The 25,139-nt window shown below is 64.2% G+C and carries 21 protein-coding genes; 8 read left to right on the top strand and 13 right to left on the bottom strand.

The window, feature by feature from the left end; translation table 11 throughout:
* Positions 1–35: 35 nt before the first annotated feature.
* Positions 36–845 (top strand): DUF2189 domain-containing protein, encoded by an 810-nt coding sequence (locus tag BSG08_RS02420; RefSeq protein ID WP_093031392.1) that lies wholly within the window; start codon positions 36–38, stop codon positions 843–845.
* A 29-nt stretch (positions 846–874) separates the two neighbouring features.
* Here the strand turns inward: BSG08_RS02420 and BSG08_RS02415 are convergent, their stop codons facing one another.
* The 6 genes from BSG08_RS02415 to BSG08_RS02390 all read right to left on the bottom strand — a co-directional run bounded on the left by BSG08_RS02415 (position 875) and on the right by BSG08_RS02390 (position 9,085).
* The gene (locus tag BSG08_RS02415) at positions 875–1,087 is read right to left on the bottom strand and encodes a hypothetical protein (RefSeq protein WP_093031389.1); all 213 of its coding nucleotides are present in this window, start codon (positions 1,085–1,087) and stop codon (positions 875–877) included.
* Positions 1,084–2,241: an aromatic ring-hydroxylating oxygenase subunit alpha gene (locus tag BSG08_RS02410; RefSeq protein WP_093031386.1), complete on the bottom strand. Its 1,158-nt coding sequence runs from the start codon at positions 2,239–2,241 to the stop codon at positions 1,084–1,086. Before BSG08_RS02410 ends, BSG08_RS02415 begins: the two co-directional genes overlap by 4 nt.
* Before the next feature lie 96 nt (positions 2,242–2,337).
* On the bottom strand, positions 2,338–2,898 hold the full coding sequence (gene ilvN, locus BSG08_RS02405) for an acetolactate synthase small subunit (protein ID WP_093031383.1): 561 nt from the start codon (positions 2,896–2,898) through the stop codon (positions 2,338–2,340).
* 88 nt (positions 2,899–2,986) lie between these two features.
* Positions 2,987–4,741, bottom strand: coding sequence for an acetolactate synthase 3 large subunit (locus BSG08_RS02400; RefSeq protein ID WP_093031381.1), 1,755 nt, complete (start codon positions 4,739–4,741; stop codon positions 2,987–2,989).
* 327 nt (positions 4,742–5,068) lie between these two features.
* Positions 5,069–8,521, bottom strand: coding sequence for a transcription-repair coupling factor (gene mfd, locus BSG08_RS02395; protein WP_093031379.1), 3,453 nt, complete (start codon positions 8,519–8,521; stop codon positions 5,069–5,071).
* 36 nt (positions 8,522–8,557) lie between these two features.
* The gene (locus tag BSG08_RS02390; RefSeq protein ID WP_093031377.1) at positions 8,558–9,085 is read right to left on the bottom strand and encodes a component of SufBCD complex; all 528 of its coding nucleotides are present in this window, start codon (positions 9,083–9,085) and stop codon (positions 8,558–8,560) included.
* A gap of 117 nt (positions 9,086–9,202) precedes the next feature.
* On the opposite strand from BSG08_RS02390, the gene hemB reads away from it, so the two are divergent.
* Both hemB and BSG08_RS02380 read left to right on the top strand, forming a co-directional pair.
* Positions 9,203–10,204, top strand: coding sequence for a porphobilinogen synthase (gene hemB, locus BSG08_RS02385; RefSeq protein ID WP_093031980.1), 1,002 nt, complete (start codon positions 9,203–9,205; stop codon positions 10,202–10,204).
* 126 nt (positions 10,205–10,330) lie between these two features.
* Positions 10,331–10,891, top strand: coding sequence for a lipid-binding SYLF domain-containing protein (locus BSG08_RS02380; RefSeq protein WP_093031375.1), 561 nt, complete (start codon positions 10,331–10,333; stop codon positions 10,889–10,891).
* 13 nt (positions 10,892–10,904) lie between these two features.
* On the opposite strand, the gene arsJ is transcribed toward BSG08_RS02380, so the two are convergent.
* From arsJ to BSG08_RS02360, 4 genes are all read right to left on the bottom strand, one after another.
* Positions 10,905–12,164 carry an organoarsenical effux MFS transporter ArsJ gene (arsJ, locus tag BSG08_RS02375; protein ID WP_093031373.1) on the bottom strand — a complete coding sequence of 420 codons (1,260 nt, stop codon included), beginning with the start codon at positions 12,162–12,164 and terminating at the stop codon, positions 10,905–10,907.
* Positions 12,161–13,159 (bottom strand): ArsJ-associated glyceraldehyde-3-phosphate dehydrogenase, encoded by a 999-nt coding sequence (locus tag BSG08_RS02370; protein ID WP_093031371.1) that lies wholly within the window; start codon positions 13,157–13,159, stop codon positions 12,161–12,163. Before BSG08_RS02370 ends, arsJ begins: the two co-directional genes overlap by 4 nt.
* Positions 13,156–14,001, bottom strand: a complete 846-nt coding sequence (locus tag BSG08_RS02365) for an arsenate reductase/protein-tyrosine-phosphatase family protein (protein WP_093031369.1) — start codon at positions 13,999–14,001, stop codon at positions 13,156–13,158. The genes BSG08_RS02370 and BSG08_RS02365 overlap by 4 nt, the downstream gene beginning before the upstream one ends.
* A 76-nt stretch (positions 14,002–14,077) precedes the next feature.
* The gene (locus BSG08_RS02360; protein WP_093031366.1) at positions 14,078–14,347 is read right to left on the bottom strand and encodes an usg protein; all 270 of its coding nucleotides are present in this window, start codon (positions 14,345–14,347) and stop codon (positions 14,078–14,080) included.
* Between the two features lie 221 nt (positions 14,348–14,568).
* On the opposite strand from BSG08_RS02360, the gene gyrA reads away from it, so the two are divergent.
* The 5 genes from gyrA (at position 14,569) to BSG08_RS02335 (ending at position 21,652) form a co-directional block, all read left to right on the top strand.
* Complete coding sequence (gene gyrA, locus BSG08_RS02355) at positions 14,569–17,289, top strand: DNA gyrase subunit A (protein WP_093031364.1); 2,721 nt, start codon at positions 14,569–14,571, stop codon at positions 17,287–17,289.
* 154 nt (positions 17,290–17,443) lie between these two features.
* Positions 17,444–18,028, top strand: coding sequence for a hypothetical protein (locus BSG08_RS02350; RefSeq protein ID WP_139274527.1), 585 nt, complete (start codon positions 17,444–17,446; stop codon positions 18,026–18,028).
* An 89-nt stretch (positions 18,029–18,117) separates the two neighbouring features.
* Entirely contained in the window at positions 18,118–18,969 is an 852-nt protein-coding gene (locus tag BSG08_RS02345; RefSeq protein ID WP_245770575.1) for an NAD-dependent epimerase/dehydratase family protein, read from the top strand.
* Positions 18,936–19,652, top strand: a complete 717-nt coding sequence (locus BSG08_RS02340; protein ID WP_342742580.1) for a sugar transferase — start codon at positions 18,936–18,938, stop codon at positions 19,650–19,652. The genes BSG08_RS02345 and BSG08_RS02340 overlap by 34 nt, the downstream gene beginning before the upstream one ends.
* 116 nt (positions 19,653–19,768) lie before the next feature.
* Positions 19,769–21,652, top strand: a complete 1,884-nt coding sequence (locus tag BSG08_RS02335) for a polysaccharide biosynthesis protein (RefSeq protein ID WP_093031356.1) — start codon at positions 19,769–19,771, stop codon at positions 21,650–21,652.
* A gap of 6 nt (positions 21,653–21,658) precedes the next feature.
* Here the strand turns inward: BSG08_RS02335 and BSG08_RS02330 are convergent, their stop codons facing one another.
* Genes BSG08_RS02330 through BSG08_RS02320 form a run of 3 tightly spaced genes read right to left on the bottom strand, consistent with a single transcriptional unit; the run spans position 21,659 to position 25,075 of the window.
* The gene (locus BSG08_RS02330) at positions 21,659–23,128 is read right to left on the bottom strand and encodes a carboxypeptidase M32 (RefSeq protein ID WP_093031353.1); all 1,470 of its coding nucleotides are present in this window, start codon (positions 23,126–23,128) and stop codon (positions 21,659–21,661) included.
* Position 23,129: 1 nt separating this feature from the next.
* On the bottom strand, positions 23,130–24,275 hold the full coding sequence (gene ctaA, locus BSG08_RS02325; RefSeq protein ID WP_093031351.1) for a heme A synthase: 1,146 nt from the start codon (positions 24,273–24,275) through the stop codon (positions 23,130–23,132).
* 56 nt (positions 24,276–24,331) lie between these two features.
* The gene (locus BSG08_RS02320; protein WP_093031349.1) at positions 24,332–25,075 is read right to left on the bottom strand and encodes an RNA methyltransferase; all 744 of its coding nucleotides are present in this window, start codon (positions 25,073–25,075) and stop codon (positions 24,332–24,334) included.
* Positions 25,076–25,139: the final 64 nt, after the last annotated feature.

The raw sequence follows: 25,139 nt of genomic DNA, 5'->3' as shown, positions 1-25,139 counted from the left end.
TTGGGTAACCTCAGGGCGGAACGGGAGGGACGAACATGCCGCAGATCGAGACGAGGCCACTGGGTGTGCCGGAAATGGGTGAGGTCAGACTGGCCATGCTGGCCGAGGCACTGCGTCGGGGTTGGGCGGACATGCGTCGCGCACCCGGTTATGCGGTGCTGTTCGCAGGCGTCTACGTGGTGATCGGGCTGATTCTGGCCGCGATCACCTGGACCACGGGCAAGACCTACTGGCTGATCTTCGCGGTCGTGGGCTTTCCTCTGGTGGGGCCGTTCGCCGCCGTGGGCTTTTACGAGGTGAGCCGCCGCCTGTCGCAGGGCCGTGCGCTGGTGGCCTCTGAAATCTTCACCGTGATCGCCCATCAGCGGCGCAGACAACTGCCTTCGATCTGCACGATCATCATCATGGTGTTCCTGTTCTGGTTCTTTCTGGCGCATATGATCTTTGCGCTGTTTCTGGGCCTGTCGGTGATGACCAACGTATCCTCCTCGCTGGAGATCTACTTCACCCCCGAAGGAATCAGGATGCTGGCCGTCGGCACGCTGGTCGGCGCGGCCTTTGCGCTCTTGCTCTACAGCATCACGGTGGTCGCCCTGCCGCTCCTGCTGGACCGCGAGGTCGATTTCGTGACCGCCATGCTGACGAGTTTGCAGGTGGTGACCGAAAACCCGGTGCCGATGCTGATCTGGGCGGCGCTGATCGCCGGGCTGACATTCCTGGCGATGCTGCCAGGGTTTCTGGGACTGTTTATCGTGCTGCCGCTTCTGGGGCACGCGACATGGCATCTATATCGGCTGATCTGCGAGGCGGGGGGCGCTGCCCCCCGGACCCCCCGGGGTATTTGAACCAAGAAGAAACGGGAAAACCCGCTATCTCATGCCTCGCGCCCATGCGCCACAAGGCGGGCGTGCAGCGTTTTCGCCTCCAGCGCCCCGGCCTCCAATGCAAAGACATAGGCATGCGTGAGGTAAAAGCAGGCCGCGTCCAGATCCTGCGCGCCACCCGCCGCCTGGGCATATAGCGCGATCAGCGCGGCGCGGTCGCCCATCTCATGCGCGCGGATCATCGCCGTGTCGAGGTCGTTCATTCCGCCGCCCTGGCCCGCGCGCGGTGCGCCTCGACCTTGCCCGCCACCCAGTCGTGAAAGCAATGCGTCGGGCTATCCATCACCGGCGAAAATCGCCCGCCGTCGAAATAGGTGGCGTGCCGCCCCCGCTGCATGCCCTCGACGACAAAGATATCCTCTTCGAACACGGTCTTCCAGAGCTGGGTGTTGCGCGCGCGCAGCCCCTCGTCGCTGTCGGGCACGGCATAGTAGAGATGGATATGCTCGACCGTGCGCTCGGGTCCCTTCGGCTCCAGAATGATCGCAAAGGCATGGTCGCGATGCACCCCAAGAAGGACATTGGGATAGGCCGCGATATATTCGGCCTGTTCGTTCCACTTCGCCCCGACCTCTTCGAAATCGGGGAACTTCTCGCCGTTCTCGTTGGTCAGTTGCCGGTAGACCCTGGTGCCCTGCCCGGAAAACGCGCCGGGCTTTTCGATGTGATAGTGATCCTCCAGCTTGGAATAGCTGTTCAGGCCCGGATGCACCCAGGGCAGGTGATAGCTCTCACAGTAATTCTCGACCGCGAGTTTCCAGTTGGTCGCCACTTCCAGCGTGAACCGGCTGTCATGCCCGCCGTGATGGACCGGCAGTTCTAATTCGCGCCAGCGCGCGATCAGATCCGCCATCGCGTCATCAAAGGCGGGCGCATCGCCCGAGACGTTGATCCAGACCACGTCACGCCAGATGTGGCTGCGAATCTCGGTCAGGCCCAACTCGTCGCGCCTGATGCTGGCGTGGGTGTTATGCCCCGGCCCGCCAACATGCGGGGTGCTTACCAATGCGCCCCTGGTCGAATAGCACCATGAATGATAGGGACAGCGGATCGCGCCCTCGATCCTGCGCGGTTCGGTGACAAGGATCATGCCGCGATGTCGGCAGATGTTTTGGAACACCCGCACATCGCCATCCTTGTCCCGAATGAGCAGGAGCGGCATGCCGAGAAATTCCAGCGGCCTGGCGTCGCCCGGTTCGGGCACGTCGGCGGCCACCGCAAGACCCGCCCATTGCGAGAACAAAAGCGCGTGCTTTTCCTCCTCGAATACCGCGGGGTCGATGTAATGGGCATTGGGCAGACCGTTGGCGATCTCGACAGCGGTACGGACATTCGACAGGTCGGTCAGCGCGGGCATCTGGCATCTCCGGGGTGTGAGGGCTGGCGATCACTCTGCCACAGCCCGGCCCCGGCACGCGCCCGTCTGCGACGCGCGCCGTCGATCCAGCGACTCTCAGACCCCGCGCGGCAGCGCGGCAACCCCGGTACGCGCCATTTCCACGAGGCCAAGCGGGCGCATCAGCTCTGCAAAGGCGTCGATCTTGTCCGGCGCGCCGGTGATCTCGAACACGAAACTGTTGAGCGTGCTGTCCACCGCATTGGCACGGAATATATCCGCAAGCCTGAGCGCCTCGACCCGTTTGTCACCCTCGCCCTGCACCTTGAGCAACGCCAGTTCGCGCTCGACGCTCGGTCCCTCGACGGTCAGGTCGTGGACCTCATGCACCGGCACGATACGGCCCAGCTGCGCCTTGATCTGCTCGATCACCTGCGGCGTGCCGGTGGTGACGATAGTGATGCGACTGGTATGGCCGGTATGGTCCACCTCGGCCACCGTCAGGCTGTCGATGTTGTAGCCCCGACCGGAGAACAGACCGATCACCCGCGCCAGAACGCCCGGCTCGTTATCCACGATCACGGCAAGCGTGTGGGTCTCCTGCACATCCGAGAAATTCGGGCGCAGGTTATAGGCGGAATGCTTGGACGAGCCTTTTTTGATTTTCAGGGGGGACATCGTGGTTTCCTTGTTATTGTCGGGCGTTGGAGGGTGGTGGGTTGGCACCCACCCTACGGGGCGTGCGTAGGGTGGGTGAAACCCACCATCACACCAACACCGCGCCGCCTGCCTTGATGGCGTCCTTGGTGCTGACCTCGCCCAGCAGCATCTTGTTATGCGGTTCGCCCGACGGGATCATCGGAAAGCAGTTCTCGTGCTTTTCCACGAGGCAGTCAAAGATCACCGGCCCGTCATGGGCCAGCATCTCCATGATCGCATCATCCAGATCGACGGGATCCTTGCAGATGATCCCCTTGGCCCCGAAGGCCTCGGCCAGCTTCACGAAATCGGGCAGGGATTCCGACCAGCTTGACGAATAGCGCTCGCCATGCAGCAGTTCCTGCCATTGACGCACCATGCCAAGGCGCTCGTTGTTGAGGATAAACTGCTTGACCGGCAGGCGGTATTGCATTGCCGTGCCCATCTCCTGCATGTTCATCAGCCACGACGCCTCGCCCGCGACGTTGATCACCAGCGCCTCGGGGTGCGCGATCTGCACACCGATGGAGGCCGGAAATCCATAGCCCATGGTGCCCAACCCGCCACTTGTCATCCAGCGGTTCGGATCGTTGAAGCCCAGGTATTGCGCCGCCCACATCTGATGCTGACCCACCTCGGTGCAGATATAGCGGTCGTGATCCCGCGTCAGCGCCTCCAGCCGTTGCAGCGCGTATTGCGGTTTGATCACCCCGCCCTTCTGGGTGAATTTCAGGCAATCGACCTTTTTCCACTCGGCGATCTTCGCCGTCCACTTGCCGATCGCCTCGCGATTGACCTTGCGGCCGCGCGCGGTCCAGATCTCCAGCAATTCCGCCAGTACCGTGGCGATATCGCCGACAATCGGGATATCGGCGCGGATCACCTTGTTGATCGACGACGGGTCGATGTCGATATGCGCCTTGACCGAGTCGGGGCTGAACGCATCGACCCGCCCGGTGATCCGGTCGTCGAACCGCGCCCCGATATTGATCATCAGATCACAGTCATGCATGGCCATGTTGGCCTCGTAGAGCCCGTGCATCCCCAGCATGCCCAGCCAGTGCGGCCCGTTGGCGGGATAGGCCCCCAGCCCCATCAACGTCGAGGTGGTCGGAATTCCCGTCGCATCGACCAGTTCCCGCAACAGCCGCGTCGCCTCGGGGCCGGAATTGATCACGCCGCCCCCGGTGTAGAAAATCGGGCGTTTCGCGGTTTCCATCGCGGCCACCAGATCGGTGATCGCGCGGGTGTCGCCCTTGGTCTGTGGCTGGTAATGCGAGATGCGCGCCTTTTGCGGCGGGATGTAATCCGCGCTGGCGAACTGCACGTCCTTGGGAATGTCGATCAGCACCGGGCCGGGGCGGCCCGAGGTGGCAACATGAAACGCCTGATGAATCGTGTCGGCAAGGCGCGCGGTATCGCTCACCAGCCAGTTGTGCTTGGTGCAGGGGCGGGTGATACCGACGGTATCGGCCTCCTGAAAGGCGTCGTTGCCGATCATGAAGGTGGGCACCTGCCCGGTCAGCACCACAAGCGGAATGCTGTCCATCAGCGCATCGGTCATCCCCGTCACCGCATTGGTGGCGCCGGGGCCAGAGGTGACCAGCACGACGCCCGGCTTGCCGGTCGAACGCGCATAGCCCTCGGCGGCGTGGACCGCGCCCTGTTCGTGGCGCACGAGGATGTGGCGAATGTCGTTCTGCTGGAAAATCTCGTCATAAATCGGCAGCACCGCACCGCCGGGATATCCGAATACGACGTCCACGCCCTGATCCCTGAGGGCCTGAACCACCATTTTCGCTCCGGTCATCTGACGTGTCATGTGCTCGTGCTCCGTATATGACGTCAATTCAATCCGCATAAAAAAGCCCCCGGTCGGGTCCGGGGGCGCATGGGGGGTCAGTATGGTTGCCCTACCGGCCCATGCGCCACTTGCCTTCGATTACGACTAGCATTGCCACTGGGGCGACTCCCTTTCTGCGTCCGCGAGACATTAGGTCCGGGGACAGGGGGCGTCAAGGCGGTTTGCCGGATAAAATGTCGCAAACAATGGGGCAATCTTTGCATTTATTGCGCGAATTGGCGTGATAGCGGGTCTGTGGCGGGTGAGACGGGCATACGATCCCACCGGGCACCCGCAAAATGCGCCCTACCCCCGCTTGCGTTTCTCCTCGGCCACAACCTTCTCCGCCAGATCGCGCGCAAGGGCAAAGGCGCCCTTGATCCGGTCGCCCTCGGCCTTCCAGTCGCGGCGTACGACGATCCTGTTGTCGCGGACCTTGGCCAGTCCGCGCTGAGCGTTGAGAAACTCCACCAATCCCTGCGGCGAGGCAAACTTGTCGTTGTGAAACTGGATCGTTGCCCCGCGCGGTCCGCCATCCAGCCTGGCAATGCCGGCCCGCTTGCACATCGCCTTGATCCGAACCACCAGCATCAGCATGTTGACCTCGCGCGGCAGCTTGCCGAAACGGTCGATCAGTTCGGCGGCAAAGCCCTCCATCTCGACCTTGCTTTCCAGCCCGCTCAGGCGGCGGTAGAGGCCAAGGCGCACATCGAGATCCGGCACATAATCCTCGGGAATCAGCACCGGCACGCCCAGATTGATCTGCGGCGCCCATTGCCCGTCCTCCTCGGTCAGCCCCTCCATCTGGCCTGATCTGATCTTGGCAATCGCCTCTTCCAGCATGGATTGGTAAAGCTCATAGCCCACATCGCGCATCTGCCCGGACTGTTCCTCGCCCAGCAAATTGCCCGCCCCGCGAATGTCGAGATCCTGGCTGGCCAGCGTGAATCCTGCCCCCAGGGTATCGAGACTGCCCAGCACCCGCAGGCGCTTTTCAGCCCCCGGCGTCAGCGGCACGCGCGGCTTTGTCGTCAGATACGCATAGGCGCGGGTTTTCGAGCGCCCGACCCGGCCCCGGATCTGATAGAGCTGCGCCAGACCGAACATATCGGCGCGATGAATGATCATCGTGTTCGCGGTGGGGATGTCGAGACCCGATTCCACGATGGTCGTGGCCAGCAGCACATCATACTTGCCATCGTAAAAGGCGTTCATCCGGTCGTCGAGTTCCCCCGCCGCCATCTGCCCATGCGCGATGACATAGGACACCTCCGGCACCTGGGTTTTCAGGAAATCCTCGATCTCGGCTATGTCGCTGATGCGAGGGACCACATAGAACGACTGCCCGCCGCGATAATGCTCGCGCAGCAGCGCCTCGCGCACGGTCACCGTGTCGAACTCGCTGACATAGGTGCGGATCGACAGGCGGTCGACGGGCGGCGTGCCAATGATCGACAGATCCCGCACGCCCGACAGCGACAGTTGCAGGGTGCGCGGAATCGGCGTAGCGGTCAGGGTCAGCACATGCACGTCCGAGCGCAACTGCTTGAGCCGCTCCTTGTGCGCCACCCCGAAACGCTGCTCCTCGTCGATGATCAGAAGGCCAAGGTTCCCGAACCGGATCCCCTTGGCCAGGAGGGCGTGCGTGCCCACTACAATATCGGCCTCGCCCTTGGCCATCGCCTCGCGGGTGCGCGCTGCCTGACCCGCCGACACGAAGCGCGACAAGGGATGCACCGACACCGGAAAGCCACGGAACCGTGAGGCAAATTCCTGATAATGCTGCCGTGCCAGCAGCGTCGTGGGCGCGATCACCGCCACCTGCATTCCCGACATGGCGGCGGCAAAGGCCGCACGCATCGCCACCTCTGTCTTGCCGAATCCCACATCGCCGCAGATCAGACGATCCATCGGGCGACCCGAGCCGAGATCGCTCAGCACATCCTCTATGGCGCGCAGCTGATCCTCGGTCTCCTGATAGGGAAAGCGTGCGGCAAATGCCTCCCATGCGTGATGTTCCGGCTCCACCACCGGGGCGCGGCGCAACACGCGTTCGGCAGCCACGCGGATCAGCCGGTCGGCCATCTCGCGGATGCGTTCCTTGAGCCGCGCCTTCTTGGCCTGCCAGGCGCCGCCGCCCAGCCGGTCCAGCAGCCCCTCATCATGGCCGTATCTGGACAGCAGTTCGATATTCTCGACCGGCAGGTAGAGCCTTGAACCTTCGGCATATTCCAGCACCAGGCATTCATGCGCGGCCCCCGCCGCCGTGACCACCTCCAGCCCCAGATAGCGCCCGATACCGTGATCGACATGCACGACCAGATCGCCCGCGCTGAGCGCCTGCGCCTCGGTCAGGAAATTCTCGGCGCGGCGGCGGCGCGGTGCGCGGATCAGACGCTCGCCCAGCACATCCTGTTCGGCGATCACCGTCAGATCCGGCGACTCAAACCCGTGTTCCAACGGCCAGACCGCCAGATGCAGGCCACGTTTGCCGATCCGGCGGGCGTCGCGCACCGTGACGGCCCCGATCAGCCCCTCATCGGCCAAGAGCCCCTCCAGCCGCTCGCGCGCGCCCTCGGAATAGCTGGCCAGCAGCACCGGCCCCTGCTCCAGCCTAACATCAACATGCCCCTTCAGAGCGCTGAAAAGGTTTATGTTTTCCTGTTGTCGCTCGGGCGCGAAATTGCGCCCGATCCGCCCGCCTGCGTCGGTCACCCCCGGTCCGGTAGGCTGCGGCAGCGCCATGAACTGCAACACGCGGCGATCCGCCACCGCCGCCTGCCAACCCGCATCGTCGAGATAGAGCAGACCGGGCGGCACCGGCTTGTAAACCGTATCGCCGCGCGATTTCTGACTTAGCGCCAGATGCCGCGTCTCGTATTGGTCCGCGATGCTCTCCCAGCGTGCCAGCCGTGCGGGCATCGCCTGATCGTCCAGCGTGACCGTCGCGCCCGGCAGATAGTCGAACAGCGTCTCAAGCCGTTCGTGAAAGAACGGCAACCAATGCTCGACGCCAGCGTGCTTGCGCCCCGCGCTCACCGCCTCGTAGAGCGGATCATCGGTGCCCGCCGCGCCGAACTCGATCCGGTAATTCTGGCGGAACCGGCGGATCGCGTCATCGTCCAGGATCACCTCGGATACCGGGGCAAGTTCCACCCGGTCGAGTTTCTCGGTGGTGCGCTGCGTGACCGGATCGAACCGGCGCACCCCGTCCAGCACATCGCCAAAAAGATCGAGCCGCACCGGCCCGCCCTCGCCCGGCGGATAGATGTCGATGATCCCGCCGCGCAGCGCGTAATCGCCGGGCTCTGTCACCGTCGGCGCCTGGCTGAACCCCATGCGCACCAGAAAACCGCGCAGCGCCGCCTCGTCGATCCGTTCCCCCACAGTGGCGGCAAAGGCAGCACCCCGCAGCACCGCGCGCGCCGGAATCCGCTGTGTCGCCGCATTGAGCGTGGTCAGCAGGATGAACCGCCCCGGCACGCCATGCACCAGCCCCGCCAGCGTCGCCATCCGCGTGGCCGAAATATCGGCATTGGGCGACACCCGGTCATAGGGCAGACAATCCCAGCCCGGAAAGGTCAGCACCGGCATGTCGGGCGCAAAGAACCGCAGCGCCGCCGCCATCGCCGCCATCCGTTTGTCGTCGCGCGCCACATGCAGCAGGGGTGCCGCGGATTTCTCCGCCTCGACAAGGACAAGCCGCGCGTCGAACCCCTCGGGCGCACCGCTCACGGTGATATGCTGCGTTCCGTTCATTCCGGTTCCCGTGCCCGTCCGCATCCGCCGCCGGACCTAGCCCAGAACATGACTGGTGATGTTCTGATACATGCCCCAGAGCACGGTGACGAAAATCGACAACATGCCGATGATCTGCGTGGCCAGGCGCTGAACCTGCATCCGCCGGATCAGATCCCTTCCGCCGAGCGCGCGGTCCTGAATCACCTGCGCGGTATGCAACGACAGCCCCCCCACCAACGTCAGCGGAAAGCCCAGCAGAAACAGCGCCTGCGAGAATTCGTTGCGGTAGACAAACCCCAAGAGCGCCAGCGAGGTCAGCACAAACGCCACAATTCCCGCCAGCACCAACCCCGATTCCCGCGCTACGTAAAGCAGGCGGTTGGTGTTGATGCGCACCATATCCTCGAAATCCGTGACCGCCTGCGCGCTCTTGCCCCGGCGCGCCCGCATCGCCATGTCCCAGGGCACACCCAGAACCCAGTGGCTGGCCGATGACCATGTCACCGCCAGAGCGATCCAATACCAAAGGTTGCTGAACGAGCGCATATCGATCAGTTCGAAAATGGTGCTATACCAGGTCAAGGCGGAGTTCCTGTCTTGCGTCACCGCCCTCTTAGCCTTGGCGCGCGGCAATTCCTACCCTTGAGATGCGCCAATTTCCATGGCACTCAATCGCAACCAATGACAGGACAGACCGCCATGCGCCCGACCCAAGCCGCCTTTCCCGCCACCCGCCTGCGCCGCACACGTCAAACGTCCGCAATCCGGGCGCTGGTAGCGGAAAACACGCTGTCGCCCGCCGACCTCATCTGGCCGGTATTCGTGCGCGACGGCGAGGGCGTCGAGGAACCCGTGCCCTCGATGCCCGGCGTGCTGCGCCGCTCGATCGACCGCGTGGTCGAGGCGGCGCGCGAGGCGGCCGATCTGGGCATTCCGGCCATCTGCCTGTTTCCCTACACCTCTGCCGAAAATCGCACCGCCGATTGCGCCGAGGCATGGAACCCCGAGAACCTCTCCAACCGCGCCACCCGCGCGATCAAGGCGGCGGTGCCGGGCATTGCCGTGATGACCGATGTGGCGCTCGACCCCTATTCCGACACCGGCCATGACGGATTTGTCGTGGATGGCGAGATCGTCAATGACGCTACCGTCGAGGCGCTGGTCAAACAGGCGCTGTCGCAGGCCGAGGCCGGGGTCGATATCATCGGCCCATCGGACATGATGGATGGCCGCGTGGGGGCCATTCGCACGGCGCTTGAGGCGCATGGCCACCACAACGTGATGATCATGTCCTATGCCGCCAAATACGCCAGCGCCTTTTACGGTCCGTTCCGCGATGCGGTCGGCGCGTCGTCGGCGCTCAAGGGCGACAAGAAGACCTATCAGATGAACCCCGCCAACAGCGACGAGGCGCTGCGCCTGATCGAGCGCGACCTGCGCGAGGGTGCCGACATGGTGATGGTCAAGCCGGGCATGCCCTATCTCGACATCTGCCGCCGCGCCAGGGAAACCTTTGGTGCGCCGACCTTCGCCTACCAGGTCTCGGGCGAATACGCGATGATCATGGCGGCGGTGCAGAATGGCTGGATCGACCACGAGCGCGCGATGCTCGAAAGCCTCATGTGTTTCAAACGCGCGGGCTGCGACGGGGTGCTCAGCTATTTCGCTCCCGACGCGGCACGCCTGCTGGCACGCGGCTGAGGGCGGGCGGCATCCCGCCCAAGACCACAATCCCTAGTGACAGACGCGCCCCCTGCCTCTATACTGCGTAGCAGAACCGGGATCGCACTGAATTCCGGCACCCCGAGGCAACGAACAGGTAGCGACATGAACATTCTGACACGACGCGCATTCACTCTAGGCATACTGGCGGGAACCCCGCTCCTCGCGGCTTGTGGCAACGGCGTGGGCAGCGACGGCGCGGCAAAGATTGATGCGCGTGTGGATTCGACGCTGAGCCATATGTATTCGACCTATCCCAACACCCGCCAACTGGCCGAGAAATCCACCGGCATGCTGGTCATGCCCGTGGTCACGCAGGCCGGACTGGGACTGGGCGGCGGGTTTGGCCGCGGAGCGCTGAGGATCAATGACGTTACCGTGGATTATTATTCAGCCACCAAGGGCAGCATCGGATTGCAGATCGGCGCGCAGCAGTTCGCCCATGTTCTGTTTTTCATGACCGATGACGCATTACAGAATTTCCGCCGCTCCTCGGGCTGGGTCGCCGGGGCCGATGTCGGATATGCCTTCAACGATTACGGCGAGAACCTGCGCGCAGACACCACCACCGCAAGTTCACCGATCGTTGCCGTGATCTTCGGGCAGGCCGGCGCCATGATCGGTGCTTCTGTCGAAGGCATGAAATACACCCGCATCATTCCCTGATCCGGCGGATGCCTCATAGGGTGGCAGGCACGGCTCTGAGCCGTCCCGCCGCCAGTGCCGACAGGGCCACCATTGCCGCCGCCGTGCCCAGCATCAGCGCAAGCCCCCCCGCCTGATAGGTCAGCCCCGACAGGAGCGTGCCCAGAAGACGCCCCGCCGCATTGGCCATGTAGTAGAACCCCACATCCATCGTGACCCGTTCGGCACGCGAGAACGCGAGGATCAGGTAGGAATGAAGCGCGGAATTGACCGCAAAGACGACGCCGAACACCAGCAGCCCCGCCACCAGAACAACCGTGAGCCAGGGCCCGGGCCCGCCCGCGATCAGCGCCACCACCGCCAGGCAGGCGGGCACCCCGAACAGCCCCGCCGCCCATCCGCGCGCCTCACCGATCAACTCCGCCTCGGGGCGCGTCGCGGCGCGCAGGATGCGCGGGGCCATGGCCTGCACCGCGCCGTAAAGGATGATCCAGATCGCCATGAACGCGCCGATCAGGAAAAACGCCGCCCGGTTGCCCGCCTCACTGCCGTCCGACAGCACGCTGTAGAAATAGATCGGTATCCCAACCACGAACCACACGTCGCGCGCGCCGAACAGGAACACCCGCGCCGCGCTCAGCCAGTTCACATTGGCAGAGCGCGAGAATATTTCCGAGAATTTCGCCCCCCTGCGCCCGCGCGGCAATCCCGGCGGCATGGCAAGGACCACCGCCACTAGGATCGCCGCCAGCCCCCCTGCCATGATCCAGATCGCCCAGACAAAACCCAGCGCCGCCAACAGCCCCGCACCGACCAGAAAACCCGCCCCCTTGACCGCGTTCTTCGATCCCGTCAGCACCGCCACCCAGCGGAACAGCCCTGCCTTCTCCGCTGGCGCCAAAAGCTTTACGGCGGATTTAGACGACATCTTGGCCAGATCCTTGGCCACGCCAGAGACCCCCTGCACGACCATCACATAGGCCACCGAGACGCCCACGGCCCAGCCGGGGTCAAGCTGCGCCAGCGCCACCAGCGCCACCACCTGCAAGCCAAGCCCGGCATATAAGGTTGCGGTCAACCCGAACCGCGCCGCGACCCAGCCTGCCAAAAGATTGGTCACCATCCCCGCCATCTCATAGAGCACGAAAAGATAGGCAAGCTGGATCGGGCTGAAGCCAAGCGTGTGAAAATGCAGCAGCACCAGCATCCTGAGCGCACCATCGCTCAGCATGAAGGCCCAGTAGGCCGCAGTGACCGCGATATAGGCCGACAGGCCCTCGGGGCGGTCGTTCACAGCCTCTCGCCCACCATCAGCGCCACATCGACGAGGCGATGCGCATAGCCCATCTCGTTGTCATACCAGACATAGACCTTCACCTGCGTGCCGTTCACCACCATGGTCGAGGGCGCATCGACAACGCCCGACCTTGTGTCATTGGTATAATCCGCGCTGACCAGCGGGCGTTCTTCATAGCCCAGAATGCCCTTGAGCGGCCCCTCGGCGGCCAAGCTGAAAAGGGCGTTCACCTCTTCCACGCTCGTCTCGCGCTCCATCTCGAACACGCAATCGGTGATCGAGGCGTTCAAGAGCGGCACCCGCACCGCATGACCATTGAGCCGCCCCTTGAGTTCGGGGTAGATCAGCGTGATCGCCGTGGCGCTGCCGGTGGTGGTCGGGATCAGAGAATTGAGCGCCGAGCGCGCCCGCCGCAAATCCCTGGCGGGCCGGTCCACGATCACCTGCGTGTTGGTCACGTCATGGATCGTGGTGATCGAACCATGCCTGATCCCGATCGCCTCATGCAGCACCTTGACCACCGGCGCGAGACAGTTGGTGGTGCAACTCGCCGCCGTGACGATTCGGTGGCGCGCGGGATCGTAGATGTCGTGGTTGACGCCATAGACGATATTCGCCGCGTTGCCATCCTTGACCGGGGCGGACACCATGACCTTGCGGACCCCGCCCGCGAAATAGGGGGCGAGTTTGGCCTCGGTCCTGAACACTCCGGTGCAGTCGATCACCACATCGACGCCGCCGAGCGGCAGATCGCGCAGGTCGCGCGCGCCGACGAATGGCAGGCGCACCCCGTCGATGATCACGCTATCTGGATCATGGGCAAAATCCGCGTCCCAGCGCCCGTGAACCGTATCGAACTCGAACAGATGCGCATGCATCGCCGGATCGCCCACCGCGTCGTTGATCCATGCGATTTTCGCCCCCCGCTCCAGCAGCGGCCTCAGGATCAGCTTGCCGATCCGCCCCAGGCCGTTGACCGCATAGACCGTCATGCGTCGGCCCCGTCACCCTGCCGCGCAATGTCATCCACCGCCGCCTGCAGGCTGACCCGGTCCAGCGTCTCGAGGGGCAGCGCCGCAAAGGCGATGATCCGGTTGCGCAACGCGCCATATGCCTGCTGGAACGCCAGGCTCCTCTGCGCCTCGGTGCCCTCGGCCCTGACCGGATCGGGCATGCCCCAATGGGCGCTGATCGGTTGCCCCTGCCAGGGCGGACATTCCTCGTTCGCGGCCCGGTCACAGACGGTAAAGACGAAATCCATCCTCGGCGCACCCGGCGAGCTGAATTCGCTGACATTCTTGGCGCGCAGCGGCGTCACATCATGCCCCTTGGCCCTGAGCACCTCGATCGCAAAGGGGTTCATCTCCGAATAGGGGCGCGTGCCGGCGGAATGGACATTGAACCGATCACCGGCGATATCGCGCAGCAGGGTCTCGGCAAAGATCGAGCGCGCGGAATTGCCCACGCAGATGAACAGAACATTGTATTTCCGGTGCGTCATGGCGGCGGCTCCTGTCTGAAGGGACGAAACGACGGGCACGCAGATATCCGGGCGCCCGCGACAGCAATCGTTGAGCAGGTAGTCCAGGGTCCGCCGCAGTTCGATCATCTCGACGGAGTATCGCAACGACGTGCCCGCCCGTTCCTGTGTGACCAGCCCCGCCTGCATCAGCGCCGCCAGATAGGCCGACAGCGTCGAGGGCCTGAGCGCCAGCGCCTCCGCCAGCTCTCCGGCGGGCACCCGGTCGGGATAGCGCCGCATCAACAGCCGGAAAATCGCCAGCCGCTGCGGATGGCCCAGGGTGGACAGACGGGAGGGAATCAATTTTTCCATATTTCCAGAATATACGAAATATGAAAATGCGCAAGGATCCCATCCGACCGCACCGGGTCAGAATGCCGTCGCCACGTCAGTGCAGGGTGAATTCACCCACCACGTTGCGCCATTCGCCGGGCGCAATCATCTTGCGGTGCGTGAAACGCACCGAATGCAGCGGGCCGTCAAGCTCGCGCTGCCAGAATTCGATGAAGCCAAAGAGTTTCGGATGATCCGGCGCGATGTCGTAATCCTGCCAGAGATAGCTGTTCAGCACATTGCGGTAATCGGGCATCCGGTAGAAGAATTCCGCCGTGGTCAGCCCGTATCCGCGCAGCATCAGTTCGGTTTCAGACATCTCCATTTTCTGCTCCTGTATCTGCCTGATGGTTCGATCATGCCCGAAAGAAATTACTTTTCAATAAAAACAGTGTGTTATCACTCCGATTTGATGGCTGACAAATGTGGTGGCGCTGGCCCATTGCACCCCATATCCTGCCTCTGATATAGTCTTTCCAACAATATATAGCGCCAGATCACAGGACGGTAAAAATCGTGAGCGACACGCCTCAACCCCCTGAAAACATGGATGAAAATATGCCTGAGCGCCCCGAATACGACGGGCCGGTGGTCTCGATCGAACACGAGATGAAAACATCCTATCTCGATTACGCGATGAGCGTGATCGTCAGCCGCGCGATTCCCGATCTGCGCGACGGGTTGAAACCCGTGCATCGCCGCATCCTTTACGCCATGCACGAGGGCGGCAATACCCATGACAAGCCTTACCGCAAATCCGCCCGCGCGGTCGGCGACGTGATGGGGAAATACCACCCGCACGGGGACTCCGCGATCTATGACGCACTGGTGCGCATGGCGCAGGATTTCTCGATGTCGCTGCCGCTGCTGGACGGTCAGGGCAATTTCGGCTCGATGGACGGCGATAACGCGGCCGCCATGCGCTATACCGAGGTGCGCATGGACAAGCCGGCCGCCTTTCTGCTGGCCGATATCGAAAAGGAAACCGTCAACTTTCAGGACAATTACGACGGCAAGGACCGCGAGCCCACCGTCCTGCCCGCGCGTTTTCCCAACATGCTGGTCAATGGCGCGGGCGGTATCGCCGTCGGCATGGCCACCAATATCCCGCCGCACAACCTGGGCGAGGTGATCGACGCCACGCTGGCGCTGATCGACAACCCCGACCTCGAGAGCGAGGATCTGATCGCCTATGTTCCAGGCCCGGATTTTCCCACCGGCGGCCTGATGCTGGGCCGTTCGGGCGCGCGCAAGGCCTACCTGGAGGGGCGCGGCAGCGTCATCATTCGCGCGCGCACTCACACCGAGGAAATCCGCAAGGACCGCTTCGCCATCGTCATAGACGAGATCCCCTATCAGGTGAACAAGGCCACGATGATCGAGCGCATCGCCGAGGCCGCCCGCGACAAGCGGATCGAGGGCATCTCCCATGTGCAGGACGAGAGCGACCGCAACGGCGTGCGTGTGGTGATCGAACTCAAACGCGACGCAACCGCCGAGGTCGTGCTCAACCAGCTTTACCGCTTTACCCCGATGCAGACCTATTTCGGCTGCAACATGCTGGCCCTTAACGGTGGCAAGCCCGAGCAGTTGACACTGCACCGGTTCCTGTCGCTCTTCATTACCTTCCGTGAAGAAGTGGTCGCACGCCGCACCGCCTATGACCTGCGCAAGGCGCGCGAGCGCGCGCATGTTCTTTGCGGTCTGGCGGTCGCCGTGTCCAACGTCGATGAGGTGGTGGCCACGATCCGCGCCTCCGCCGACGCCGCCGAGGCCCGCACAAAACTGATGGAACGGCGTTGGCCCGCTGGAGATATCCTGCCCTATATCGCGCTGATAGATGACCCGAGCCACCGGGCCAACGAGGACGGCACCTATAACCTCTCCGAGGTGCAGGCCCGCGCGATCCTTGACCTGCGTCTGCAACGCCTGACGCAACTCGGCGTCAAGGAAGTCACCGACGAGCTGCAGGACCTCGCGGGCAAGATCAAGGAATACCTCGCCATCCTCGCCAGCCGCGAGCGGATCATGCAGATCATCGCGGATGAGTTGCGCGAGGTGAAGGAACTGTTCGCCGTCCCCCGCCGCACCGAGATCGTCGACTGGTCCGGCGACATGGAGGACGAAGACCTCATCGAGCGCGAGGACATGGTCGTGACCGTCACGCAGGGCGGCTATATCAAGCGCTCGGCGCTCGCCGATTTCCGCGCGCAGAAACGCGGCGGCAAGGGCCTGAGCAGCATGTCCACCAAGGACGAGGACGTGGTGACCACGCTGTTCGTGGCCAACACGCACACGCAGCTTCTGTTCTTCACCACCGACGGAATGGTCTACAAGCTCAAGACGTGGCGGCTGCCGCTTGGCGGACGCACTTCCAAGGGCAAGGCGATCGTCAACATCCTGCCGATTCCCTCTGGCGTTTCCATCGCCGCGATCATGCCCGTGGACCGCGCCGAAGAGGAATGGGACGACCTGCAGATCGTGTTTGCCACCTCCGCAGGCGATGTGCGGCGCAACGCGCTCAGCGATTTCACCAATGTCAAACGCAACGGCAAGATCGCGATGGATCTGCCCGAGGGGGTGGAACTGGTGAATGCGCGCATCTGCACCGAAGAGGATGACGTGATGCTCGTCACCGACTCGGGGCGCGCGATCCGGTTTTCCACCAACGATGTGCGTGTCTTCAAGGGGCGCAAATCGACCGGCGTGCGCGGGATCAGGCTGCTCAATGGCGATCGGGTCGTCTCGATGTCGGTGATCCGCCATTTCGAGGCGACGCCGGAGGAACGCGCCGCCTTCCTCAAGCGCTTCCGTGCCGAATTCGGGGCAGAGCCCGAGGACGAGACCAGCGCGGGCGACCCCGACAGCGAGGGCGTGACAATCACCGACACCGCCCTGCCGGAAGAGCGTTACCAGGACATGCTGGCGGCGCAGGATCTGATCCTGACGATCACCGCGCGCGGCACCGGCAAGCTGAGCTCCAGCCACGATTACCCGGTGCGCGGGCGCGGCGGCATGGGCGTGACGGCAATCGAGAAATCCATGCGCGGCGGCAATCTCGTGGCCTCTTTCCCGGTCACGCGCGAGGATCAGATCATGCTCGCCACCTCCAAGGGGCAGTCGATCCGGGTACCGGTCGAGGGCATTTCGTTTCGCTCGCGCAGCGCGGGCGGGGTCAAGGTATTCAACACCGGTGCCGGCGAAGAGGTCGTGTCGGTCGCCTGGATCGCGGAACAGGCCGATGAGGATGAAACCACCGAAAGCTGAACGCGCGCTCGGCTGAGGCCACAGGAAAGCCGCGGAAAATCACGCTTTGGCCCGATTTTAGCCAGAGTGTCCGGGGAAAGTCGGACAGCGAAAGTCGCTCAAAGGTTGTAAAAGTGCCACCTTGTTTCCCGCACTCCAGGAATGGCTGACGTCCGTGACCGCACGACGCAATGAAACCACTAATCAGGTCGCCCGGAACCTGATCCGCGTCGTGACCGGATCCTATTTCATGGCGCTTGCACTCGATCTGGTGACGGGTCTCGACAAGGCGGTCCTGTTCGCGGCCTTTCTCGACCCGAGAACCGCCGACATCGCCGGATCGACCATATTGCTGTGTCTCTCGGCCACATTCATGATCGGCTACCATCTGCGGCTGTCAGCGCTCAGCCTCGCACTTTTCATCTTTGCCAGCAGTCTGGCGCAGCACATGGTGCATGTAGAACCCGGTGCTGTCTCGGCCTTCTGGCGCGATATCACCCTGATATGCGCCATCATGCTCAGCTACATGACCCTCAGCCCCCACGAAATCCGCAGCGCCTCGATGCTGGGGTCGCGCGCACGTCGCAGCGCCTTGGTGCAAAAACCCGTAAAGCCGCGGCGTATCACCCCGACGGCCAGTCACAAACGCCCCGTCCAGCTGGAAATCCGGCGGGCGCTCAAAACGGTCGAGACCGCCCCCAGACAGCCGCGCGTGGCCGAGGATGAGCGCGAAGTGCTCAACATCTTCGCCAATATCTGACCGGCACCAGCCCCGTCCCGCGAACTTTCGCTCCGCCAGCGGATATGCTAGCCATGCGCGTGTTTCCGTCACGCCGCAAAGAGCCGCTCTTGGACAGGTCATCCCGCGCAGACCGATGCCTTTTCACAGGCAGCAACGGCCGTCTCGGGCGGCTGCTGCAGCGCGCATGGCCAGACCTGCCGGACGCACCGGATGCGCTGTGGCTGGCGCGCCGGGCGCCTGCGGACATCCTGTGGTCCCCTGGCATGCCGCTACCTGCGCTGCCCGCCTGCGGCACGCTGGTGGCGCTCTGGGGCCGGACCTCCGGCGATGCGGCGGATCTTGCGATCAACAGCGCGCTGCTCACCGACACGCTGGCGCTGGCCCACGCCTGCGGGGCGCAGCGCGTCTTTCACCTGTCCTCGGCGGCGGTCTACGGGCCGGGTCAAGATCTGCGCGAGACTGACCCGCCCGCCCCGGTCGGCGCCTATGGCGCGGCCAAGCTGGCGATGGAGGAAACGATCCGCGCCCTGCCGCCCGAAGGCATCCGCCACACCATCCTTCGGCTGGCCAATGTGGTGGGTGCCGACAGTCTGGCGCCTGCCCTTCTGCCGCAGATGGCACCGGTGACACTGGACCGCTTTGCCGACGGCGCCGGACCGCTGCGCAGCTATATCGCCCCCGGCGATCTGGCCCGGGCTCTGGCCGCTCTGGCCGTATTGCCGTCCGAGACGCTGCCCGACTGCCTGAACGTCACCGCCCCCGAACCGGTTGGAATGCAGGATCTGGTCGAGGCCGCAGACCGCCCCATCTACTGGCGCGCGGCGTCGGCACAGGCGATTCAGATAGTCACGCTTAACGCTTCTTTAATCACGTCCATATTACCCCTGATGGAATGGCACAGGACTGCATCCGAAATGATTTACGATTGGCGCGGACTGGCGCGCCGCTCAAGCGGCTGACGGATGTGGTTCTGGCGCTCGCCCTTGCGGCGCTGCTGGCCCCCGTCATGCTGGTTATCGCGCTGCTGATCCTGCTGGTGGACGGCGCGCCGGTGTTCTATCTCTCCGAACGGATGAAGACCGCGCAGACACCGTTCTGCCTCTGGAAATTCCGCACCATGCGCCACATTGATGCGGATAGCGGCGTGTCAGGCGCCTACAAGCAGGACCGGATCACCCCGCTCGGTCACTGGCTGCGCCGCTATCGTCTCGACGAACTGCCGCAATTGTTGAATATCCTGCGCGGCGACATGAGCTTTGTCGGACCAAGGCCGCCGCTGCGCGCCTATGTCGAGATGTTTCCCGATCTCTACGCCCGCGTGCTCGACCACCGCCCCGGTGTGACCGGGCTGGCGACGCTGGTCTATCACCGAACCGAGGCACGCCTGCTGGGCGATTGCCACACGCGCGAGACCTCGGAGGATATCTATGTGCGCCGCTGCATTCCGGTCAAGGCGCGGCTCGATCTGATATGGGCGCGGCACCAGAGCCCCGGCTACGACCTGGCGCTGCTGTGCCGCACGGCGTTCGACGTGTTCGCCCCGAGGCTCCCACGCGATCCTGGTGCGGAATTGCGGCGGTTGCCCTTGCAGATAAGGCGCCGGGACAGATTATTTCTTGCGCGGCGCTCAGGCTCCGACTAGCAAATGACAGAGTTCTGACAGCAACGTGACCAGACGTGGCTGGAGCCCTCACTGAAAAATATTATTTTCGTAACAGACCCTGAGGATATTCAGCCCCGGCATGTTGAGGACTGGCAATGTTTTACCACCTCGTCGCAACTTTGCGGCCTTCGCACAGATACGCTGTCTTTCTTGCGCTTGATGTCCTGCTTCTGGCTGTTGCCTGGTTTCTGGCGCATACGCTGACTCCCGGCGCGGACTGGTCCGCAGATGCGGCGGATATCCGGTTTTGGGATCTGGGTCTTCTGCTTGCGGCGACGGGTCTGCTCAATGTGGTTCTGGGCCTGCCCAGGGTCCGTCTCAACTCCTATGCGGGGCGGGACATGCTCGCTTCCGCCTTTGTCGCCATGGCGCTCATGGTGATCGGGCTGGCGGCCTCACGGCTCTTGCAGGGTCACGCGGCGCATCCCGGTGCCCTTGTGATAACTGGCCTGATCTACCTGATCCTGACGGTCACGGCGCGGCTGGTGCTGCGGGCCGCCCTGTTGCGGATCCAGCGCCGCGGCACCCCCCGGCTGCGGGTGCTGATCTACGGTGCGGGCCAGACCGGCCAGCAGCTTGCCGCGGCGCTGACCACCGATGACGCCGTGATGCCGGTGGCCTTTGTCGATGACGAACCCCGTCTGCAATCGCTGCAAATTGGCGGGCTGCGGGTTCACAAGCCCGACGACATCGCGCAACTGGTCGCCCAGCACAACGTGCAGCGCATCGTGCTGGCAATGCCGAGCGCCCCCGCCGCCACGCGCGCCGCGATCACCCGCAGACTGACCGATCTGGGCTGCGAGGTGCATGCCCTGCCCTCCTTTGCCGATCTGGTGACCAATGACGCACGCACGCTTTACGAGAGCCGTCCCGTGGGCCTCAGCGATCTCCTCGGGCGCGACGGGCTGGAGGATCAGCTGCCCGGCGTGAACGAAACCTATGCCGGGCGGCGCATCCTGGTGACCGGGGCCGGCGGCTCGATCGGGTCGGAACTGTGCCGTCAACTGATCCGCTCGCGCCCTGGACATCTGGTGCTGCTCGATCACAGCGAAATCGCTCTCTTCGATATAGACCGCGAACTGCGCGCCCTTGCGCCCGACCTGACCATCACCCCGATCCTCGGCTCGATCAACGACAAGGCGCTCGTCACCGTCCTGATGCAGGCCAAGAAGATCGACATCGTGCTGCACGCGGCGGCCTACAAGCACGTTCCCATGGTCGAGGCCAACGCCATCGAGGGGATGCGCAACAACGTGATCGGCACCCGAACGGTGGCCAACGCCGCCCGCGATGCGGGCGTCGAGAGATTCATCCTCGTCTCTACCGACAAGGCGGTGCGCCCGACCTCTGTCATGGGCGCGTCAAAGCGCTTTGCCGAGATGATCATTCAGGACATGGCCACGCGCAGCACGAAGACGCGGTTTTCCATGGTGCGTTTCGGCAATGTCATCGGCTCGTCCGGCTCGGTGATCCCGCTCTTCGCCGAACAGATCGCCCGCGGCGGCCCCGTCACCCTGACCCATCCCGAGGTGACGCGCTATTTCATGACCATCCCCGAGGCGACGCGCCTCGTGCTGCTCGCGGGCACATTCGCGCGCGGCGGCGATGTCTTCGTGCTCGACATGGGCAAACCTGTCGCGATGCGCGATGTGGCCCGCAAGATGATCGAAGGCTCGGGTCACACCGTGCGCGACGCGGAAAATCCGCAGGGCGACATCGAGATCCGGATCACCGGCCTGCGCCCCGGCGAAAAGCTGCACGAGGAACTGCTGATCGGTTCGGACATGCTGACCACACCGCATCCCCGGATCCTGCGCGCGCAAGAGGGGCATCTGTCAGAGATCGAACTGGCCAAGGCGCTCAGATCCCTGTCCGAGGCGATCGAGACGCGCGATGTGGCGCTGCTGCGCTCGATCCTCACGCAATGGATCGAACAGACCGAACCGGTCGAACCGGTCGAGGCGACCGTGAACGAGTGATCCCGATCACTCCGCGAGCGCGCCGAATTTCTCTTCCAGATAGCTCAGCAGCGGTTCCGCGGCGAGAGCCTGCCCGCAGGCATTCCCGATCACCTCGTCCGGTTCATGACGCCCGCCATGCCGCTGCACCCCGGCGCGCAGCCAGGCGGTCGCGACACCCGGATCGCCCTGCGCCAGCCGCTCGTCCAACTCCGGCACTGCCCGACGCATCGCCGCATGCAGACACCCGGCATAGACATTGCCCAGACTGTAGGTCGGAAAATAGCCGAACAGCCCCACCGACCAATGCACATCCTGCAGCACGCCGTTCGACGCCCGGTCCACCGGATAGCCGAAATCGGCGACAAAGCGGTCGTTCCACGCCGCCTCCAGATCGTCCGTGACCAGATCGCCCGCGATCAGCGCCCGCTCCAGATCATACCGCAGCATGATGTGCAGGTTGTACTGCACCTCATCGGATTCGGTGCGTATATAACCGCGATGCACGCGGTTCACCGCGCGGTAAAACGAATCCTCATCCGTCACCCCGACATCGTCAAATATCTCGCGCATCCGGCGATACAGCCAACCGCAGAACGCCCGCCCCCGACCCAGCTGATTCTCGTAGATCCGGCTCTGGCTCTCATGCACGCCCATCGACACGCCCTGCCCCAGCGGCGTAAACCGATAAGCCGGATCAATCGCCTGTTCATAGCAGGCATGACCGACCTCGTGGATCGTCGAATAGATGCAGTTGAACGGATCGCTCTCGCTCACCCGCGTGGTGATGCGTACATCGTCGCCGCTGCCGGAACTGAAGGGATGCACCGCCATGTCGAGCCGCCCGCGCGCGAAATCATAACCGAAGCGGCGCGCCAACTCGCGCGCGAGGCGCAATTGCGCCTGCTCGTCGAAATGCGCGTCCAGCATCGGCCATTCCGCCGCAAGCGCGCGAGCGCGCAGCGACACCAGCCGGGGCCGCATTTCCGCAAACATCGCATCGAGCCGCGCCACGGTCATCCCCGGCTCGTATTCGTCAAGCAGCGCCTCGTAGAGATCGCCGCCCCTCGCCAGCGCCGCCGCCTCCTCGCGTTTCAGCCGCACCACCTCGGCCAGCACCGGGGCAAAGGCGGCGTAATCGTCCGCCGCCCGCGCCTCGGCCCATTGGCCCTGTGCCCGGCTGGTCAGCCGCGCCACCGCCACCGCCAGATCTGCGGGCACGCGCGTGGCGCGATCGAAATCGCGTCGGATACGGCGCAATTGCGCGCGCGCAATGTCGTCCGTGGCCTCACCTTCGGCAGCGGCCAGCAGGTCTCCGCGTCGCGCATCGGTGCGACGCGCATGCAGAACCGCTTGCATCGCACCCGATTCCTCGGCCCGCTGATCGGCGGCGCCGCGCGGCATCATCGTTTCCTGATCCCAGCCCAGCCGCCCGGCCACCTGCGCCAGTGCCTGCGTCTCACGCTCCAGCGCCATCAGATCGTCACAGGCCGTCATCTCATCCCCCCCGGATCGACGTCGCGCGCGGATACTGGCTCAGGAACCGCGCCCGCAGGATCAGCACCCAGAGCAGCACCGCCACCAGCTGATGCACGATCGCCAACTGCCAGGGCGCGATATAGAGCACCGTCATGATCCCCAGCACGATCTGCAACAGCAGCACCGCAAAGACCGCCGTGAACGCCCCGCGCGTCGCGGCATGCGCGCTGCGCCGTCCACGCAGCCAGACCACCACAGCAAAGGCCAGCAGCAGATAGCCGCTGACCCGGTGGATGAACTGCACCATGCCGGGATTCTCAAAGAAATTCCGCCACCAGGGCTGCAACTCCATCATCCCCGGCGGCAACACGCCCCCCGCCATCAGCGGCCAGTCGGTAAAGGTGCGCCCGGCATCGATCCCCGCCACCAGCGCCCCCAGCAGGATTTGCAGAAAGGCGAAGTGCATGAGCCCGGTCGAAAGACCGAACAGCCGCGCCTCGCGCGCGCGCCGCGCCTGCATCAATTCGCGGTCCTCGCGGCCAAGCAGGAACACATACCACGCGATCAACCCGAGGATCACAAAGGCCAGCCCCAGATGGGTGGCCAGCCGGTAAGAGGCCACCGCCACCATGTCGCCGGTAAGGCCCGACGCCACCATCCACCAGCCGATGGCCCCCTGCGCCCCACCGAGCGCGCCCAGCAGCAAGAACCGCCCGGTCCAGCCCACCGGCACCTGCCGCGCCAGCAAAAAGCCAACGAATCCGACCGCCCAGACCAGCCCGATCACCCGGCCCAGTTGCCTGTGGCCCCATTCCCACCAGTAGATCACCTTGAACTCGGCCAGACTCATGCCCTTGTTGATGATCTCGTATTGCGGAATGGCGCGGTACTTGTCGAATTCCTCCATCCAATGCGCCTCGGACATCGGCGGCAGCGCGCCGGTGACCGGCTTCCATTCGGTGATGCTCAGCCCGCTGTCGGTCAGCCGCGTCAACCCCCCCACCGCGATCATCGCCACGACAAGCGCGAAAAGCACCATCAGCCAGAGCCGGGTCGCCCCGCGCGCGCCGCGTCTGCCGGCGTCGATCATGCCGCCCCTGGGGGTCGATCTGGCCTTGGTATCGGCGCTGTCCACCTCTTCAAAAATACTGCGCTTGCCACTCATTTCCCTGCCTCGTCCGCTCTGGCACCTGTCAACACTAGGGCGCGCACCCCCAGCCTTCAACCGCGCTCTTTCCAGCGCACCATCTGCCGCAGGACACCGTGCAGCGTCTGCACATCGGCGCGCGTCAGCGGCATCCTGCTCCACATGTTGCGAAGGTTGAGTCGCATGCTGTCAGCCTTGTGTTCTGGGAAAAAGAAACCCGCCTCGGCCAGGCGCGCCTCGTAATGCTCCGAGAGCTTCTCGATCTCGATCTGCTCGGCCCACTCGGCCCCGGCCATATCGACCCGCTCATGCATGATCCCGCCGCCCGCCCGCTGCCACTCATAGGCGGTCAACAGCACGCATTGCGCCAGGTTGAGGCTGGCGAATTCCGGATTCACCGGCACATTGATCACCGCATTGGCACGCGCGATATCATCGTTCTCCAGCCCCGCCCGCTCGGGACCGAAAAGCACCGCCACCCGCTCGCCCGCCGCGATCCTTTCGGCCGCCAGCGCCATCGCGCGCTCGGGGCTGAGCACCGGCTTGGTCAGACCGCGCGCCCGCGCCGTGGTCGCCAGAACGAAAGAACAGTCGCCCACCGCCGCGCTTGTCCCGTCGACCAGCACCGCCTCGTCCAGCAACCGCCCCGCGCCGCTTGCCATCGCCACCGCGCGCGGATTTGGCCAGCCATCGCGCGGCGCCACGATCCGCATCCGGTCCAGGCCGAAATTCCACATCGCCCGCGCCGCCGCGCCGATGTTCTCGCCCATCTGCGGGCGCACAAGCACAAATACGGGCTGTGGTCGGTCAGTGGGCATCGGCTCTCTCATCTTTCCTGCGGCGGGCCCGCGTCCCCGGAAAGACCAGAGCGCAGCCCCCTGC

Source organism: Roseovarius azorensis, from assembly GCF_900109455.1.
GTDB classification, from domain to species: domain Bacteria; phylum Pseudomonadota; class Alphaproteobacteria; order Rhodobacterales; family Rhodobacteraceae; genus Roseovarius; species Roseovarius azorensis.
This window is presented reverse-complemented; position numbering and strand designations above follow the sequence as displayed.